This is a genomic window from Nocardioides ungokensis (assembly GCF_013466985.1).
In the GTDB taxonomy this organism is placed as follows: Bacteria; Actinomycetota; Actinomycetes; order Propionibacteriales; family Nocardioidaceae; genus Nocardioides; species Nocardioides ungokensis.
Map to the genome: position 1 here is coordinate 3,638,773 of NZ_CP059164.1, position 16,762 is coordinate 3,655,534.

General features: G+C 71.1%; 19 protein-coding genes and 1 pseudogene. 9 read left to right on the top strand and 11 right to left on the bottom strand.

The window, feature by feature from the left end:
- Nucleotides 1-213: 213 nt before the first annotated feature.
- From H0S67_RS26900 to H0S67_RS17995, 6 genes are all read left to right on the top strand, one after another.
- A complete protein-coding gene (locus H0S67_RS26900) occupies nucleotides 214-675 on the top strand; it encodes a prepilin-type N-terminal cleavage/methylation domain-containing protein (RefSeq protein WP_219635325.1) in 462 nt (153 codons plus the stop codon).
- A gap of 296 nt (nucleotides 676-971) precedes the next feature.
- The gene (locus tag H0S67_RS17975) at nucleotides 972-1,391 is read left to right on the top strand and encodes a prepilin-type N-terminal cleavage/methylation domain-containing protein (RefSeq protein ID WP_219635326.1); all 420 of its coding nucleotides are present in this window, start codon (nucleotides 972-974) and stop codon (nucleotides 1,389-1,391) included.
- Nucleotides 1,392-1,692: 301 nt separating this feature from the next.
- The gene (locus H0S67_RS17980; protein ID WP_180934150.1) at nucleotides 1,693-2,088 is read left to right on the top strand and encodes a hypothetical protein; all 396 of its coding nucleotides are present in this window, start codon (nucleotides 1,693-1,695) and stop codon (nucleotides 2,086-2,088) included.
- Nucleotides 2,089-2,200: 112 nt separating this feature from the next.
- Nucleotides 2,201-2,740, top strand: a complete 540-nt coding sequence (locus H0S67_RS17985) for a hypothetical protein (RefSeq protein WP_180934151.1) — start codon at nucleotides 2,201-2,203, stop codon at nucleotides 2,738-2,740.
- Between the two features lie 42 nt (nucleotides 2,741-2,782).
- Nucleotides 2,783-4,873 carry a peptidoglycan DD-metalloendopeptidase family protein gene (locus tag H0S67_RS17990; RefSeq protein WP_180934152.1) on the top strand — a complete coding sequence of 697 codons (2,091 nt, stop codon included), beginning with the start codon at nucleotides 2,783-2,785 and terminating at the stop codon, nucleotides 4,871-4,873.
- A 66-nt stretch (nucleotides 4,874-4,939) separates the two neighbouring features.
- Complete coding sequence (locus H0S67_RS17995) at nucleotides 4,940-5,674, top strand: FliA/WhiG family RNA polymerase sigma factor (RefSeq protein ID WP_180934153.1); 735 nt, start codon at nucleotides 4,940-4,942, stop codon at nucleotides 5,672-5,674.
- A 4-nt stretch (nucleotides 5,675-5,678) separates the two neighbouring features.
- On the opposite strand, the gene H0S67_RS18000 is transcribed toward H0S67_RS17995, so the two are convergent.
- The 10 genes and pseudogenes from H0S67_RS18000 to H0S67_RS23845 form a co-directional block, all read right to left on the bottom strand.
- Nucleotides 5,679-6,404, bottom strand: a complete 726-nt coding sequence (locus H0S67_RS18000) for a class I SAM-dependent methyltransferase (protein WP_180934154.1) — start codon at nucleotides 6,402-6,404, stop codon at nucleotides 5,679-5,681.
- Nucleotides 6,405-6,477: 73 nt separating this feature from the next.
- Complete coding sequence (locus H0S67_RS18005) at nucleotides 6,478-8,046, bottom strand: M4 family metallopeptidase (RefSeq protein ID WP_180934155.1); 1,569 nt, start codon at nucleotides 8,044-8,046, stop codon at nucleotides 6,478-6,480.
- Nucleotides 8,043-8,174 carry a hypothetical protein gene (locus H0S67_RS26905; protein ID WP_281368887.1) on the bottom strand — a complete coding sequence of 44 codons (132 nt, stop codon included), beginning with the start codon at nucleotides 8,172-8,174 and terminating at the stop codon, nucleotides 8,043-8,045. The genes H0S67_RS18005 and H0S67_RS26905 overlap by 4 nt, the downstream gene beginning before the upstream one ends.
- On the bottom strand, nucleotides 8,171-8,620 hold the full coding sequence (locus tag H0S67_RS18010; RefSeq protein ID WP_180934156.1) for a hypothetical protein: 450 nt from the start codon (nucleotides 8,618-8,620) through the stop codon (nucleotides 8,171-8,173). The genes H0S67_RS26905 and H0S67_RS18010 overlap by 4 nt, the downstream gene beginning before the upstream one ends.
- Before the next feature lie 132 nt (nucleotides 8,621-8,752).
- Nucleotides 8,753-8,998, bottom strand: coding sequence for a hypothetical protein (locus tag H0S67_RS18015; RefSeq protein WP_180934157.1), 246 nt, complete (start codon nucleotides 8,996-8,998; stop codon nucleotides 8,753-8,755).
- A gap of 109 nt (nucleotides 8,999-9,107) precedes the next feature.
- Nucleotides 9,108-9,578: an endonuclease/exonuclease/phosphatase family protein gene (locus H0S67_RS18020; protein ID WP_180934158.1), complete on the bottom strand. Its 471-nt coding sequence runs from the start codon at nucleotides 9,576-9,578 to the stop codon at nucleotides 9,108-9,110.
- Nucleotides 9,579-10,320: 742 nt separating this feature from the next.
- The gene (locus H0S67_RS18025; protein WP_180934159.1) at nucleotides 10,321-10,764 is read right to left on the bottom strand and encodes an SRPBCC family protein; all 444 of its coding nucleotides are present in this window, start codon (nucleotides 10,762-10,764) and stop codon (nucleotides 10,321-10,323) included.
- Nucleotides 10,754-11,170: a hypothetical protein gene (locus H0S67_RS28600; protein ID WP_484549373.1), complete on the bottom strand. Its 417-nt coding sequence runs from the start codon at nucleotides 11,168-11,170 to the stop codon at nucleotides 10,754-10,756. The genes H0S67_RS18025 and H0S67_RS28600 overlap by 11 nt, the downstream gene beginning before the upstream one ends.
- A gap of 74 nt (nucleotides 11,171-11,244) precedes the next feature.
- Nucleotides 11,245-11,964, bottom strand: a pseudogene (locus tag H0S67_RS25825) (iron-containing alcohol dehydrogenase); the annotation flags it as partial.
- A 124-nt stretch (nucleotides 11,965-12,088) separates the two neighbouring features.
- Nucleotides 12,089-13,372 (bottom strand): aldehyde dehydrogenase family protein, encoded by a 1,284-nt coding sequence (locus H0S67_RS23845; RefSeq protein WP_219635328.1) that lies wholly within the window; start codon nucleotides 13,370-13,372, stop codon nucleotides 12,089-12,091.
- Between the two features lie 147 nt (nucleotides 13,373-13,519).
- Here H0S67_RS23845 and H0S67_RS18035 point away from each other — a divergent pair, with 147 nt between their 5' ends.
- From H0S67_RS18035 to H0S67_RS18045, 3 genes are all read left to right on the top strand, one after another.
- Complete coding sequence (locus H0S67_RS18035; RefSeq protein WP_180936994.1) at nucleotides 13,520-14,281, top strand: class I SAM-dependent methyltransferase; 762 nt, start codon at nucleotides 13,520-13,522, stop codon at nucleotides 14,279-14,281.
- A gap of 97 nt (nucleotides 14,282-14,378) precedes the next feature.
- The gene (locus tag H0S67_RS18040; protein WP_180934160.1) at nucleotides 14,379-14,978 is read left to right on the top strand and encodes a hypothetical protein; all 600 of its coding nucleotides are present in this window, start codon (nucleotides 14,379-14,381) and stop codon (nucleotides 14,976-14,978) included.
- Between the two features lie 47 nt (nucleotides 14,979-15,025).
- Nucleotides 15,026-15,982 carry an acyl-ACP desaturase gene (locus H0S67_RS18045; protein ID WP_180934161.1) on the top strand — a complete coding sequence of 319 codons (957 nt, stop codon included), beginning with the start codon at nucleotides 15,026-15,028 and terminating at the stop codon, nucleotides 15,980-15,982.
- 227 nt (nucleotides 15,983-16,209) lie between these two features.
- On the opposite strand, the gene H0S67_RS18050 is transcribed toward H0S67_RS18045, so the two are convergent.
- A complete protein-coding gene (locus H0S67_RS18050) occupies nucleotides 16,210-16,662 on the bottom strand; it encodes a group II truncated hemoglobin (RefSeq protein ID WP_180934162.1) in 453 nt (150 codons plus the stop codon).
- Nucleotides 16,663-16,762 lie beyond the last annotated feature (100 nt).

The following is a 16,762-nucleotide window of genomic DNA, read 5'->3' on the forward strand; positions in this document are numbered from 1 at the left end:
CGCCGCGATCTTCAAGTTCCTCGAGCGAACCTCAAGATTCCCGGACGCTTACACAAGGTTTGTCCCAAACCCCTCAAGCGAGCCCTGGCAATCGCCGAGTCTCTCCCTGACAAGGGCGTCTGGACTGTCACAAGTCCAGAGGTCGAACCGCGCAACCCGCGCCCGAGCTCCTACAGGGGATCCATCACCATGCTTGCTCGTATGCAGAAGTCCATGAAGGAGAAGGACCAGGGCTTCACCCTGATCGAGCTCCTCGTCGTCATCATCATCATCGGCATCCTCGCCGCCATCGCCATCCCCGTCTTCCTGAACCAGCGCAAGAAGGGTGTCGACGCAGGATTGAAGTCGGACCTCAACAGCGCCGCCACGGCCGCGGAGACGTACATTTCCGACAACCCGGCTGCCACGGGCTTCGACACGGCCTCGCCGGCCGCGACCGAGGCGCAGAACTTCGCGACCGCTGGCTTCAAGAAGTCCCCGGGGAATGCACTCGACATCGCCGGCAGCCCGGCAAACGGTTACTGCATCCGTGCGTCTAACACCGGTAGCACCGGCGGTGCTGGCAAGTACTTCTTCTACGACTCCACCGGCGGCGGTCTCCTTTCAGGCCCTCAGACTGCAACGCCAACGAGCACCGGAGCCTGCAGCGGCACGCTCACCTGGAAGGCACTCTGACCAGGGTCTGAGCCTGAGCTCGTCACTACTCCACGCAGCGGCGCTGGGAGTCGGAAGTATCCGCACCCAGCGCCGCTGCGCTGCAACGGAGACTAGACAGCCCATCAGCCAGCACGAGGCGCCGGGTCGCTCGAGGAAATTTGCGCTCGTTTGGCCTAAAGCCGGCTCTGGCGGGAACCGACACTCTCTTCGACAACAGCGCGACACCCCCGGGGGCTTCCGGTGGGGAACTGCGCAGACCAACCGCCAGATCTCGCACAGGAGAACGCCAAATGCTCGCTCGTATGCAGAAGTCCATGAAGGAGAAGGACCAGGGCTTCACCCTGATCGAGCTCCTCGTCGTCATCATCATCATCGGCATCCTCGCCGCGATCGCCATCCCGGTCTTCCTCAACCAGCGCAAGAAGGGCGTGGATGCCTCGCTCAAGTCCGACATCAAGAACGCTGCTACGGCCGCCGAGACGCTCGCGACCGACAACCCGTCCACGGCCGTGACCCTCAACCTGGCCGCGATCCAGGCCACGGGCACCGATTTCAAGGTCTCGCCTGGGAACCAGATCACCATCGTTGGCACCACCACAGGTGGTTACTGCATCAGCGGCTGGAACACCGGCGCTTCGGACGCATACAAGTCCACCAGTGCAGCGATGAAGTACACGTCCGCGGCCGGCACCTTCGTCGCCTCGGGCGCCGACTGCACCTCGGCTACTGGCTGATCGGCCCAATCAGGCTTTCCGCACGGCACGGGGCGGGCCCAAGACCTATCGCTGGTCTGGGCCCGCTTCGGCGTTTCCCTTCGGCGCTTCTGGCAGACGACGCAACGTCCGCGCCGGGGGATCGCGTCGGGGTCTAAAGCCGCTGGCGCGGGCGACCGATGAACACACCGACAGGGCGACGGTACTGGGGCAGCTCGGGCGGAGCCTTCGTTGCCTCAAGAAACTCGAGCCGGAAATGGAGTGGCACTCATGCAGTACGTAACAACCCGCCCTTCACGACAGCCACAGTAGGGAACCGGTCATGCGTGGATTCCTCCAACACCTCAGCTTCCGAGGCCTGATCATCCTGGCCGTGGCGGCGGTCGCCTGCCTGGCGATCGACACCGGCTCGGTGATCATGACCAAGGTGTCGACGCCCGACGACATCAGGGACGCCGGCTACAAGGCGGCGGCGGTCGCGAAGACCGGGCCGACCGTCCGCCAGGTGGCCATCAACGCCTTGACCGCCGCTCAGCAGGACGCGCTGGCCCACGGGATCACCGTGGTCAGCAAGGGCTTCACGATCTACCCCGACGGCTCGGTCACGCTGACCGGCACCAAGACGGCTCCGACGCTGCTGATGCAGCACGTCGCCCTCCTCAGCCGCCTGACCCACGTGAGCACCACGCTCACCGTGGAACCCCTTCCCTACGACTGATCCACGACTGATCTCCCTCACTCCCCCCATTCGAGGAGCTCACCATGACGATCGCCGCAAACCGACCCGCACCGTGCTCTCGCCCGGCGCTGCCCAGGAAAGCCTCCGCGAGATGGCCGCGGTCATCCGCACCGTCTTCGGTGTGGGGCTGCAGGCCTCCCGCCAGGCCGCGCTCTCCAACGCTGCTACCGAGCCCGCGATGCACGAGGTCGAGGCAGCTCCGGCTGCTCCCGAGCCGCCCGGCGTGACCACCGGCTCGATCCCCGTCCCCGGAATGTCCCCGACCGAGACGCCCGCGAACGGCATCCCGGTGCCGGGCATCCCCGTCTCCGGTGGCGCCGGCATCCCGGTCCCCGAGGTGCCCGAGGCGCCCGCGGCCACCACCGGCTCCATCCCGATGCCCACCCTCCCGCTCCCGGAGGTTCCCGAGGCGGAGGCTCCCCAGCTCCAGCCCGAGCCCGAGCCCCAGCCGCAGCCCCACCTCGCGCCGGTGCCGACGTCGTACGTCGCTCCCGAGGCCGACGAGGAGCCCGTCGACGTGCCCGCCCTCGTGGTGCCGGCGCTGGCCATCGTGCCGACGCCCGCCCCGGTCGAGGTCTCCAACGAGAAGCGCGCGGCGGTGCTCCAGGAGCTCGCCTTCCTCGACGACTGACCCGCACACCCAGCACCACCGACACAGACAAGGCAGGACACCATGGCCGTCGGCCGCCAGCACACTCCGGTCAAGCACCGGCTGGCGGTCCTGGCTACCCTCACGGCGGCCGCGACGGCCATGGTGATCCCGTCCTCGTCGACCCTTGCGAGCGCCGCTCCCGGAGCGCACGGCTCCGGTGAGACCGCCCGGTCGCTGCGCACCAGCCACCGCTCCGCGGTGATCCAGGAGAAGGTGGACGCCGCGTCCGCCGCCTACCAAGAGGCCCGGCAGAAGGTCGCCGGGCTCAGCGCTCAGGCAGCCCGGCTCACCGCCAACGCCGAGGCGGCCGAGGCCACGGCCAGCCGGCTGCGCGAGCAGGTCGCCGACCAGCAGGGCGGCGTGCTCCACGCCCTCGGCGACCTGGTCTCCCCCGGCGAGTCCGACGTCGACAAGGCCGCCGACGCGGCTGCGAACGCCGAGGACGCTCGCCGGCTCTCCGACATGGTCCAGGCCGCGCTCGCCACCTCGATCGACGATGCCGAGAAGGACCGGCTCGCGTGGGAGGCCGCCCAGCGCAAGCAGGAGCGCGTCGAGGCCACCTGGACCGCGCGCCAGGTCGTGGCCGCCGCCATCCGCCGCTCGCAGCTGCCCACGGCGTACGCCGTCACCGACCCCGCGCAGGACCGCCGCAACCACCGGGCCCTGCGTGCCTGGGTGCGCTACCTCCACCAGGTGGGCGCGGCCGCCGTGGTCCCGCCGCCGGCCAAGCAGCTGGCCAACCCCCGCCACCTGACCGCTCCCCTCGAGCCCGTCCGCGTCGCCGGCTTCCGGCCGGTGCACGGCGTCGCCCAGTCCCGGCTGCCCGACGGCCGCCCGGTGACCGTCCTGCCGTCCGAGACGGTGCGAGCCGTCTCGGAGGCGTTCCACCGGCTCGGCCTCACCGAGGTGCCGGGCGGGGTCGCCGCGTCGACGTACGCCTGCGGTGGCCTGGTCGCCAACGCCTGGGGCAGCAGCATGGTCACGCTCCCCGCGGACGCGGCCACCCAGCTCACCGACCTGCCCGCCGTGCCGCGGGCCGTCATGCAGGTGGGCGACCTGGTCGTCCTCGGCAACCGACGGACCGGCCTCGGCGAGACCGGCGTCTACGTGGGCCGCCAGCTCGCGATCGTCGCCGACGCCTCCACCGGCACCGCCGCGGTGCGCGCCCTCACTCCACGCGGCGTCCTGGCGGTGCGGCGCCCGACGCTGCCCACCGACAAGCCCGCCAAGGGCGCGGACGCCGTCACCGCCCCCACGAGCGGCACCTGCGCGACGCTCTCCGACACCTCGAGCTCGGCGCCATCCGACGGCTCGGGCCCCTTCGTGTTGCCGATGACCGCGGGCAGCTACACCCTCTCGGCCGGCTTCGGCAGTGCCGGTGACCGCTGGTCGTCGGGCGCCCACACCGGGCAGGACTTCGCTGCCCCGATCGGCACGCCCGTGATGTCCGCCGGGTCAGGCACCGTCACCATCGAGCACCCGTCGTGGGCCGGCAACCTCGTCCGGATCGACCACGGCGGCGGGGTGGAGACGCTCTACGCCCACCTGTCCCGCGTCGACGTGGCCGACGGCCAGACCGTCCGGCCGGGCGAGCAGGTCGGCGCCGTGGGCGACCTGGGCAACACCACCGGCCCGCACCTGCACTTCGAGGTCCGCCTCGACGGAGTCCCGGTCGACCCGACGCAGGTGCTCGACGTGCCCGAGGCGCCGCGCGCGACGTACACGAACGGCGAGGTCCCCAGCAACGCGCTCTGCGCCGCCACTCCCGACGGCGTCCAGCAGCTGCGCTGCGACGCGGCCGTCGCGTTCCGGCTGATGAGCGCCTCGTTCGAGCAGGACAACGGCAGCAGCCTGTGCATCACCGACTCCTACCGGTCCCGCGCCGGCCAGGAGCTCGCCCACGTCCAGAAGCCCAACCTGACCGCCACGCCGGGCACCTCCGTGCACGGCTGGGGCCTCGCGGTCGACCTCTGCGGCGGCATCGAGAGCTTCGACACCCCCGAGCACGCCTGGATGATGACCCACGGCCCGGCGTTCGGCTGGCACCACCCGTCGTGGGCCGAGGCGGGCGGCAGCCGCCCCGAGCCCTGGCACTTCGAGTACGAAGGCTGATTCGTCCGTTAGGGTTTGCCCGAGGATTCAGCCCCGCATGGGCTGCGAACTTCGGGGGAGGACGACGTGGAGGCGCCCGACAGCTCCGTCGACCTGCTGTGGCGACGGTTCAAGGACTCCGCCGACAAGGACGCCCGGGACCGGCTCGTCCTGCAGTACTCCCCTCTCGTGAAGTACGTCGCCGGCCGCGTCCGCTCCGGCCTCCCCTCGTCGGTCGACCAGAACGACCTCGTCTCCGACGGCGTGATCGGGCTGATGGACGCCATCGACAAGTTCGACCCCGACCGCGGCCTGCAGTTCCAGACGTACGCCGTCTCCCGGATCCGCGGGGCGATCGTCGACGGGCTACGCGCCACCGACTGGGTGCCGCGGTCGGTGCGCGAGAAGATCCGCGACATCGACGCCGCCCAGGCCCGGCTCGAGCGCCGGCTGGGACGCTCCCCGCAGGACCACGAGGTCGCCGAGGAGCTCGAGATCACCGTCGCCGAGCTCCGCACCATGTACTCCCAGACCGCGAACACCAGCGTCGTCAGCTTCGAGGCGGCCACCCTCGACGACGAGGAGACCCCGCGTGCGTCGGTCGACCTGCCGGGCAGCGACGACGACATCCCGCCCGGCTTCCTCGCGGCCGTGCGCGAGCTGCCGGAGCGCGACCAGATCGTCGTCGCGCTCTACTACTGGGAGCGGCTCACCCTGGCCGAGATCGGGCAGGTGCTGGGCGTCACGGAGTCCCGGGTCAGCCAGCTGCACAGCCGCGCCACGATGACGTTGCGCCGCAAGCTCGCCGACGCCGCGCACTGACGCCTCACGCCCGCCGGGCGACGTACACCCACTCCCGCCCGGGCCGGTCCGGCGCGTCGCGGACGTCGTCCACCACGAAGCCGGCCTCGGTCAACGACGAATCGAGCTCGGTCCGGTGGCGGAACCGCAACGTCGAGTCCGACGTGAGCACGGCCCCGTCGGCGTCGAAGGCGAAGCTCCACCGGAACGACACCAGGTCGCCGTCGACCCCGAGCAGGTCGCACCACGTCTCCACTCCCCCGACGCCGGGGACGTCCGTGCGCGAGTGGGTGTGCGCGCGGTCCCACCGCTCCCACGCGCGCTGCTCGGGCACCCGGGTCTCGAAGACCAGGTGCCCGCCCGGGCGCAGCGCGTCGTGCACGGCCCGCAGGGTGGCGAGCCAGTCGTCGTCGGTGAGGAACACCTGCGCGACGTTGGCGGTCATGGTCGCGACGTCCACCTGCAGCGGCGGGAGCGTGGTCGCGTCGCCGTGCGCCCAGCGCACCCGGTCGGCGCCGGGCTTGGCGCGCGCCACCTCGAGCGAGGCCCCGGCGGGATCGACGCCGGTCACGTCCAGACCGCGCCCCGCGAGCAGGCAGGCGAAGGTGCCTGTGCCGCAGCCGACGTCGAGCACGGTGCGGGCACCCAGCTCCTCGACGAGCGCCGCGTAGAAGTCGAGGTCACTGCGGTCCGGGTCGAGCGGGTCGTAGACCTGCGCCAGGCGCTCGTCGTCGAAGATCGCGTCAGCCACGGACGCGACCGTAGCCCCCTCCCGTGCGGGAGAGGGCCACGGTCGTGTGGATCAGCCCCGAATCAGCCCCGGATCAGCGCGGCGTCAGCGAGACGTCGTCGAGCAGGAAGCCGGTGTATCGCCGGTTGGCGTTCTCGACGCCCCGGAAGCCGATGGTCACCGTCTGTCCCTTGAACGCCGACATCGGGACGCTCCACCGCCGGTAGGTGACGTTGGAGTACATGTTGCTCCAGTGCCCGCTGGCCCCGATCGGCGTGCCGTTCACCATGACGTCGAACGTGTCGTGCTCGAGCGCAGGGTTTTCCCGCGAGAACACCAGCAAGGAGAACCGCAGGGTGGCCGTGTCGGTGTCAGGCACGGTGACCTGCTGCGTGCGGGTCAGCAGCGCGGTGTTGGCCTGTCCCTGCCCGTTGAGCAGGGCGAACCACTTGCCGTCGTGCGGGATCCCGTAGCTCTGGTCCTTGGTGATCTTCACAGTGCTGTTCTTCGACCAGCCGGTGGCGCCGCTCTCGAAGCCGGGGTTGGCACCCAGCACGCTGTCACCCTCGTCGAGGACGCCGCCGGCACAGCTCGACAGGCCGGCAGGGACGGACACCGCGTCCCAGGTCTGCTCGACCGCGGCGCAGTCCGTAGGCGCCACGTCCTTGGCCGCCCGGATGGTCGCGTCGCGGGCGTCGATGTAGCCGCTGGTGGAGGTCATGTAGGTCGTCAGCGCGCGGTACCAGATCGCCGCCGCAGTGTCCCGGCCGATGCCCGCGAAGGTGGTCGAGTTGCACGACTTGCCGTTGTGCGCGCGACCGCCGATGGTCTTCGGGCCGGTGCCCTCCGCCAGCAGGTAGAAGAAGTGGTTGCCCACGCCCGAGGTGAAGTGCGGGTCGTCGGCGCCCATCGTCGGCGTCCAGCAGTCGTAGCTGCCCTGCCCCTTGTAGGTGTCCAGGCTCGGGTGGTCCATCCGGCGCAGGAACGGCGTGCCCAGCGTCGCCTTCTTCGCGACGTTCTCGCCGATCCAGTAGTCGCCCGGGTCCTGCTTGTCGTGGGCCGAGAACTCGACCATGGTGCCGAAGATGTCGCTGGTGGCCTCGTTGAGTCCGCCCGGCTCTCCGAAGTAGAGCAGGCCGGCGGTGTTGGAGGTGACGCCGTGGCTCATCTCGTGACCGGCTACGTCGAGCGCGACCAGGGGCTTGAAGAACCTGCCGCCGTCTCCGTAGGTCATGCAGAAGCAGCCGTCGTCCCAGAAGGCGTTGTCGAAGTTCTTCGAGAAGTGCACCCGGCTCTTCGCGCCCTTGCCGTTGCCGCGGATGCCGGCGCGGCCGAAGGTGTTCTTGTAGTAGTCCCACGTCTTCGCGGCACCGAAGGCGGCGTCCACGGCAGCGGTCTGGCGGTTGCTCGCCCTGCCGTTGCCCCAGGTGTTGTCGCCGTCCTTGAAGACCTGGCCCTTGCCGCCGTTCTTGTTGAACAGGTCGACGGTGGTCGAGCCGCCGCGGGCCGGGTCCTTGAGGACGAACCTGCCGTTGACCTTGGAGGTGCTCAGCGGGACGGTGCCGGAGTAGAGCGAGTGGCCCTTGCCGGCGACGGTCTCCAGGGTGCTCCAGCCGGCGATGTAGTGACCGCTGGTCGCGTCGACGTACTCGACCCGCTTCACCGGGCGCCCTGGGCGTCGGCGCCACGCACCTGGACCTGCCAGGCCGGCCGCGGCACGCCGCTGACGGCCCAGACGACGAGGGCGGGGCTGCCGACGGTGCCGCTCGCGAGGTGCTCGCGCGCACTCACGGAGCGGACGGCGCGCGCGCGGCCGGGACCGAGGCGCGGGTCGGGACCGCCGCGAGGGGGTTGTCGGAGGCGTAGTCGACGCCGGTGACGGCGCCGCCGGCGGTCTCGTGGACCACCATGTCGCCGCCGATCACGGACAAGCCGTGCACGGTGCGGTCGTAGTGCACGTGCTCGGCCCCGTTGACGTCACGGTCGACGGAGCGCGCGAGCAGCGACTGCGCCGAGCCCAGACCCAGCTTCCGCGCCACGGCGGGCGCCTGCTGGCGAGCGGAGGTGAGTGCCGCGGCGCGGGCCGCAGGACCGAAGCCCGGGTCGGGGCGGGCCCCCGGCAGGGGCGCTGCCGTCCTGGTGGCGGCGGCAGCGCTGGGCGCCGACGCGGACGAGACGGCGCTCGGCAGCGTCGCGACGAGCGCGAGCGCCACCAAGCTGGTGAGACGAGACTTCACGGACACTCCCCCGGTGGGGTGCCCGACGAGTGTGAGAGACCTGGTGACAGCCGGGCACCGCTGCCGCCCCAGTGTCTCTCACGCTATGCAGACCGGCTCATCCGTGTCAGGAGAACCGGCGGATATCCCCCGTCAGGCGGCGCGCAGCGCCGTGACTCGCGCCACAAGGCGGCGCAGCGGGGTGTCCGGGGTGGCCGGACGGCGGATCGGGAGCTGGTGGGTGCGGCCCTCGCGCTCGGCGATCATGGCGATCGCGTCGGTGTCGTACGCCGCCGCGAGCTCCTCGGCGCGCGCCGGGTCGTTCTCGGTGACGGCGGCGTTGATGGCGTCGACGTACGACGCGTGCAGGGTGTTCAGGTCGTCGATCAGACGGGACATGGGTGACGTCTCCTCGGGGTGGTGGTGTCGTCCACCTTGCCCAGCGCCCGTGACGACGCGGTTAATCCCCTGTCACGCCCGATGTGACGCGTCTCAAGCCCTCCCCGGCTCAGCGGCCCGGCAGTGTGAGCGTGGCCACCAGGCCGGCGTGGTCCGAGGGCCACAGCGGCGGCGTGCTCGAGAACGGCGTGTTGCCCACGAGGTGTGCGGACTGCGCCTTCACGGACCCGTGCGTGAGCACCAGGTCGATCCGGGTCTGCAGCTCCGACGTCGGGTTGGTGAGCGTGCCGTTCTGGCAGCAGCTGACCCCGGGGTCCCCGCCGTTGACGTCCCAGGCGTCCTTGAACCACGACTTGGTCAGGTCGGCGTACGTCGTGGTGGGCTTGGTCGTCGTCGCCGGGTCGGCCGCCGAGTTGAAGTCGCCGACGGCGATGACCGGGCCGCCGGTGTGCACCGGACCGGCCAGGAACTCCTTGGCCTGCGCCTCCTGCACGGCCGGGAAGTCCTCGACCTCGAGGTGGGTCGTGGCGAAGCGGAAGCTCGTGCCGTTGAGGGCGCGCGTCGATGTAGGCCCAGCCACGGGCGAAGGAGACCGGGGTGCTGCCCGGCGGGGTGAACTGCTGCTGGGCCACGTAGTCACCGGTCGCCGACCCGCGCACGACCAGTCCCGACGTGTCGTTGTTGACCAGGATCACGTCCCGGTCCTGGAGCGTGACAACGCACTGCGGGGCGGTCGGCGAGGTGGGCACGCCGCAGCCGAAGGGCGGGGCCACGAGCGGGGCGGGCCCGATGTCAGCGTTCTGCGAGACGACGGCGACCTTGTAGTCCAGGCCGCGCTTGGCCAGCGCCGCCTGCAGGATGGCGAGGAAGTCGTAGCTCGGCGGGTTCGCGCCCGGGACCAGCGGTTGCGCGATCCACTTGGAGACTTCCTGGAGCCCGATGATGTCCGGGTCCTCGGTGGCGACCGTGTCGGCGATCGCCTCGGCGCGCTTCGGGAAGTCGGTGAAGACCGCAGTGCCGTAGATCGTCGCGACTGCGGCCACGAACTGTGCCGGTGTCGTTGCCGTGAGCGCCGGGGTGAGCGGCGAGCCGAGGTAGAGGTTCTGCGTCATCACCGTGAGCTGCTTGCCGTCGCGGCTGCCGCCGCTCGCGCTGGCGGACTGGCCGGTGAAGGCGCCCGCGACCGCGAGAGTCAGCAGGGTGGCGAGGGCGAGTCGGGCTCGGGTGCGAAACCTCATGGCGTCGTCTCCTGGGGTCGGGTGCCCCCACCCTCTGCCCGCCGGTGGGGGGGGCACATCACCCCTTTCGGGGACGGCCTGCGGCTACACCGCGGCCACGAAGTGCTGCTGGAGCCCGTCGAGCGTGCTGCCGACCAGGCCGTTGATGACGCGCTGGCGGATGAAGCCCGGCAGCGGCAGGTTGTGGTGGATGGTGAGCTCGTAGGTCACCGAGGTCCGCTGCGGGTCGAGCTCCACGAGCGTGTAGCAGCCCTCCTGCCCGGTCTGCATCCTCCCCTCGACCATCGTCCAGCTCATGGTGTTGTCGGTGTGCTCGTAGCTCAGCGTGTACTCGTCGGTGCCCACGGTCGCGGAGGCCTTGAAGCGCGCGGTGGCGGGCAGGTCGTCGTCCTCGTAGACCTCGAGCAGCTCGGCCTCGAGGATCTCGGGGATCCAGTCGACCTGTCCCTCGACGTCGCGGATGGTGGCGAGGACGTCGGCGAACGGCGCGGCCACCTCGACCGTGCGGGTGGCGGAGTCAGTCGGCACGGGGCTCACCTCCGGCGTACCCCAGCCGCAGCAGCTCGGTGAGCTCGCTGATCAGCGGCATCCGGGGGTTGGTGCGGTTGCTCAGGTCGGAGAAGGCGGTCATCGCCAGCGCGGGCAGCGCCGCCTCGAACTCGTCCTCGGCGATCCCCACCGACCGCAGCGAGCGCGGCATCCCGAGCCGGTCGAGCAGGTCCTCGACGCCCTGGAAGAGCCGGTGCCGGCTCTCGTCGGGCTCGCGACCGCCGAAGACCACGCGGCCCAGCTGGGCGTACTTCTCCGGCGCGACGTACGCCGAGTAGCCCGGCGCGGGCATGAACTTGCTCGGCAGGCCGGCGTTGTAGCGGAGCACGTGCGGCAGGAAGATCCCGTTGGCGCGGCCGTGCGCGATCCCGAACCGCGCGCCCACCGCGTGGGCCAGCGCGTGGTTGGTGCCGACGAAGGCGTTGGAGAAGGCCAGCCCCGCCAGCGCGTCGCGGCGTTGGCCATGTCGGTGCGGGCGGCGAGGTCGCCCGGGTCGTCGTACGCCCTGGGCAGCGCGTCGAAGATGAGCCGCGCGGCCTGCACGCAGAAGGCGTCGGTGTAGGGCGAGGCGAAGATCGAGACCGCGGCCTCGAGCGCATGGGTGAGCGCGTCGATCCCGCTGTCGACCGTCACGCTCGCGGGCAGGCTCAGGGTGAGCACCGGGTCGACGATCGCCATGTCCGGCACCAGGCAGTAGTCGACCAGCGTCTCCTTGCGCTCCCCCACGGTCAGGACCGCTGCCGGCGAGACCTCCGAGCCCGTGCCGGAGGTGGTCGGGATCGCGACCAGGCGCACGTGGTGGCTGTCGCGCGGGTAGTCCGCGACCCGCTTGCGGGGGTCGAGGAAGGGCAGCGTGAGGTCGTCCAGCGACTTCTCGGGGTGCTCGTGGAAGAGCCGCATCGCCTTGGCCGCGTCGATCACCGAGCCACCGCCGACCGCGACGAGGAGGTCGGGGCGGGCCCGGTTGAGCAGGGTCACGCCGGCCTGGATCGTCGCCTCGGACGGCTCCGGCTCGACCTCGCTGAAGACCTGCACGTGCCGGGTGCGCAGCTTGGACCGCAGCAGGTCGACGACCCCGCGCCGCTCGCTGTCCGCGTCGGTGACGATGACCGCCGCCTCGCACTCGACGTCGCGCAAGTTCTCCAGCGCGCCCGCGTTGAAGAACGTGTTGGCGGGCACCCGGAACCACTGCGGCGGCGTCCGTCGGTGGGAGACGGTCTTGATGTTGAGCAGCTGGGTGTAGTTGACGTTCTCGGTCGTGGTCGACCCGCCCAGGTGCCGCAGCCGAGCGAGAACGTCGGCGTCAGGTTGTTGTAGACCCCGCCCAGCGCCCCGACCGCGGTCGGCGCGTTGACCAGGATCCGGCCGGTGCGCACCGCCGCGGCGTACGCGTCCACGACCTCGGGGTCGTTGGCGTAGACCGCGGAGGTGTGCCCGAGGCCGCCGTGCTCTCGGTGACCAGGACGGCCGCCGCGACGCCGTGCTCGACGCTCGGCGAGCGGACCAGGCCCAGGACCGGCATCAGCTTCTCCTGCACCAGCACGTGGGCCGCGAGCAGCTCGAGGTCGGACGGCAGCGGCGCCAGCAGGATCTTGGTCTCCGGGGCGACCGTGATCCCGGCGCGGGCGGCCAGCTGCGGCGCCTGCTGCCCGAGCGCCTCCATGTTCACCTTGCTGGTGACGCCGTCCTCGCAGCCGAACGCGAACTCCGCGAGCCGGTTGGCCTCCTCCTCGGTGAGCAGGTGCGCGCCCATCCGCTCGAGCTCGGCGAGCGTCTCGTCGTAGACCGCGTCGTCCACGATGCACGTCTGCTCGGCGGGGCAGATCACCGACGCGTCGAAGGTCTTGGAGATGAGGATGTCGACGACGGCGCCCCGCACGTCGGCGGTGCGGTGGATGTAGATGGGGGCGTTGCCCGGGCCGACGGAGAGGCCGGGCTTGCCGGCAGCGTTGGCCAGCGCCACGATCTTCGGCCCGCCGGTGACCCAGATGAAGTCCACGTCCGGGTGCTTGAACAGGTAGTGCGTCACCTCGTGGGCGGCGTCCGGGATCACCTGCAGCGCACCGGGTGGCATGCCGGCGGCCTCGGCCGCCTCGCGGAGCATCTCCACGGCCCGCTCGCAGCACCGGATGGCGTACGGCGAGGGCCGGAACAGCACCGCGTTGCGGGTCTTGGCCGCCACGATCGCCTTGTAGAGCACCGTGGAGGTGGGGTTGGTGACCGGCGTGATCGCCAGCACCACGCCGATCGGCTCGGCGACGTGGACGATGTTGCGCTCGACGTCCTCGTCGATCACACCCACCGACTTCTTGCCCCGCAGGTAGTCGGAGAGGAACTCGGTGGCCACGTAGTTCTTGACCACCTTGTCCTCGAAGACCCCGAACCCGGTCTCCTCGATCGCCACCTGCGCGAGCTCGGCCGCGGCGCGCACGCCGGCGCGGACCATCGCGTCGACGATCGCGTCGACCTGCTCCTGGTCGAGCTCGCGGAAGCGTCTGGCCGCCTCGGCGCTGCTCGCGACCAGCGCGTCGATCTCGGCGTGCCTCGTGTCGTCGAGGCTGGTGGGGGGTGTCTCGGTCAGTGTCATCACAGGTCTCCAGGGGTCACTCCAACCCTGACCAGCGCGGGTGCCCCCGGACAGGGACGATGGTCACCAGACCCCGCGACGCCGGGCCCGCGGCAACTCGGTGGCGGCCAGCCCGTCGGGTCCGACAGGATCCGGGCCGTGGAAGACATGACGTTCGCCGCCCTGGTCGCGGAGGGAGAGGCGGTCCCGGTCGAGGGCTGGGACTTCTCGTGGTTCGAGGGACGAGCCACCGAGGGGCGCCCACCGTGGGGCTACCAGCGGCTGGTCGCCGACCGGCTCCGGGCCGCGCGGCGCGTGCTCGACGTACAGACGGGTGGTGGTGAGGTGCTCGCCGGTGCCCTCCGGGAGGGTGGCGCGCGCCCCGACACGGTCGTCGCCACCGAGTCGTGGGCGCCGAACGCGGCGCTCGCTCGGCAGGCGCTCGCCCCGTGGGGTGGCCGGGTCGTGCAATGCGTCAACAGCGCCATCCCCTGCCCGGACGCGTCGTTCGACCTGGTCGTGTCGCGTCACCCGGTGAGCACGCCGTGGTCGGAGGTCGCGCGCGTGCTCGCGCCGGGCGGGACGTTCGTCTCGCAGCAGGTGGGAGCCGGCACCGTCCATGAGCTGTCCGAGGCGATGATCGGCCCGTTCGAGGTCGGCACCGCCCGCGAGCCGGAGGTGCACCGGGCCGCCGCCGAGGCCGCCGGGCTGGAGGTCACGCGGCTGGAGCGCGCCTCGTTGCCGATGACCTTCGACGACGTCGGGGCCGTCGTCGTCTTCCTGCGCAAGGTGATCTGGACGGTGCCGGAGTTCTCGGTCGAGGCCTACCGTCCGCAACTGCTCGCGCTCCACGAGCGCATCCGCCGCGACGGCCCCTTCCGCGCGACGTCCGAGCGTTTCCTGATCGAGGCACATCGCCCGAATTGGTGATGTCGCGAGCAACCGCCGGTACGCCGACCGGCGCCTGCCACATCCTCGGGGGTGCACCCGAGGCAGGCCCGCTACTGCCCATCCCACAGGGGGTCACATGCACCGCTCCGCACGTACGTCGGTCCGACGGACGGCCACCCTCGTGGCAGCCCTCGCGCTCGTCCCTGCGCTCGCCGCACCCGCGGTCGCCGGGAGCCGCGTCGTCCTCGACGCCCGGGATGACGTGGTGCGCGTGGACGAGGGCGGCGGCAACCCCACCCCCGCGCCCGGGTCCAGCAACGCCGACTTCCTGACCACGACCTTCACCCAGACGGCCACCCGGGTGGTCATCAAGGCGGAGTTCACCGACCTCCGCCGCACCGGCCGACGCTTGACCGTGTCGGTCGACATGCGCGACCCGGATCACCACAAGACCACCGCCGGGGTGGTCGCCACGCGCCACGACCGCGAAGGCACGGCGTTCCTGATGACGGGCCGGGGTCGCGACATCGCCTGCCCGACGCGGCTGAAGGTCAGCTACTCCAGGAACACGGTCCGCGTCGGCTTCCCGCGCAGCTGCGTGGGCGACCCCCGCTTCCTGCAGTTCCGGGCGCTGAGCGAGGAGGTCCGGCGTACCTGGAAGCACACGTACCTGGACAACGCGCTGAGCCTGGGCGTGGACCAGAGGTTCTGGACACGCCGGGTCTACGTGGACTGAACCGGCACGGGCGTACGCTCGGCAGAGGTCGGACCAAGGGAGCCCTCATGCCGAACACGCCGCACAACCTGCTGGAAGAGCTGGAGCCGGTCGTGGCCGAGAACCTCGACCGCCACCTGTCGATGGCCCAGGAGTGGCACCCCCACGACTACATCCCGTGGAGCGAGGGCCGGGACTTCGCGTTCCTCGGCGGCGAGGACTGGTCGCCCGAGCAGTCCCGGCTCTCCGAGACGGCCAAGGCCGCGATGTTCACCAACCTGCTCACCGAGGACAACCTGCCCTCCTACCACCGCGAGATCGCGACCCGCTTCGGCCGCGACGGCGCGTGGGGCACCTGGGTCGGGCGCTGGACGGCGGAGGAGAACCGGCACGGCATCGCGATGCGTGACTACCTCGTCGTCACGCGCGGCGTCGACCCCGTCGAGCTCGAGCGGGCCCGGATGGACTACATGACCTCCGGCTACGACTCCGGCGACAAGACCGCGCTGGAGGCGGTGGCCTACGTGTCGTTCCAGGAGCTGGCCACCCGGGTCTCGCACCGCAACACCGGCAAGGTGACCGGCGACCCGGTCGCCGACAAGATGCTCGCCCGGATCTCCAAGGACGAGAACCTCCACATGGTCTTCTACCGCAACATCGTCGACGCGGCGCTGGACATCGCGCCCGACGAGACCATGCGGGCGATCGCCGACGAGGTCATCGGCTTCGAGATGCCTGGCGCCACGATGGCCGGCTTCCGGCGCAGCTCGATGATGATCGCCAAGGCCGGCATCTACGACCTGCGCCTGCACCACGACGACGTGATCATGCCGGTGCTGCGGCACTGGAACGTCTTCGAGCGGGAAGGTCTCGGCCACGTCGGTGAGCAGGCGCGCGAGAAGCTGGCGACCTTCCTGGAGGGCCTGGACGCGCAGGCCACGAAGTTCGTCGACCGGCGTGCCGAGAACCGCGCCCGCGAGGCCGCCCGCAACGGCGGCGCACCCGACACCGACATCGCCTCCTGACCGGCGGTCCACCCGATCGGGTGGACCCGACCGGCACCTCGTCAATGGCCCGGATGGCACTCGCCCGTGCCGTCTGCATGGGCATCACTCGCTATGGGCACGCCTCGCGATCCGTGGGACCGTCGAGCCACTGACCGCGCCGGGGACGGCCTGGAGCCACGCCCCATCCGTACCCGCCCCCGCGGGAGCGGGTGGGGTGTGTTCACGACGGGGCCCTGACCACTGGCTCACGTGACCGGACCGTCCCAGGACCAGTGCGGCAGCGGCAGCCCGGACGGCACGTCGTCGGGGGTCTCGGGGTAGGCCGCCATCAGCGCCGTCCCCCACCGGAAGTAGTCGAGCAGGGTGCCGCGGAGCCGCTCGTCGTCGGGCAGGTCGGCGTCGTTCAGGGCCGCGGCGAAGCAGTCGATCGCGCGGTCGTCGAGCTCCTGGTGCTCCCCCTCACCCGCGTGGAGGCGCATCACGTGGCTGTGGTCGCCCATCGCGTCGGTGTAACCCGTCGGCCCACCCAGCGCCTCGGCCCAGTACGCCGCGAGCCGGGCCAGGTGGTCGGGGTGCTGGCCCGGGTGGCCGAAGGGGTGGCTCGCGACCGGGTCCGCCAGGCACCGGTCGTGCCAGGCGTGCGCCAGCCGGAGCAGGGCGTCGTACCCGCCCACGGCCTCGTAGATCGTGCTCTCCATGCCTGATGCTCGGTCTCGGACTGGTCGTGCGTCAACGCTCGCTTGCCCCACCCGGCCCACATGCCCCAAATGAGCGATTGCCTGCGGGGCCGACCCGCAT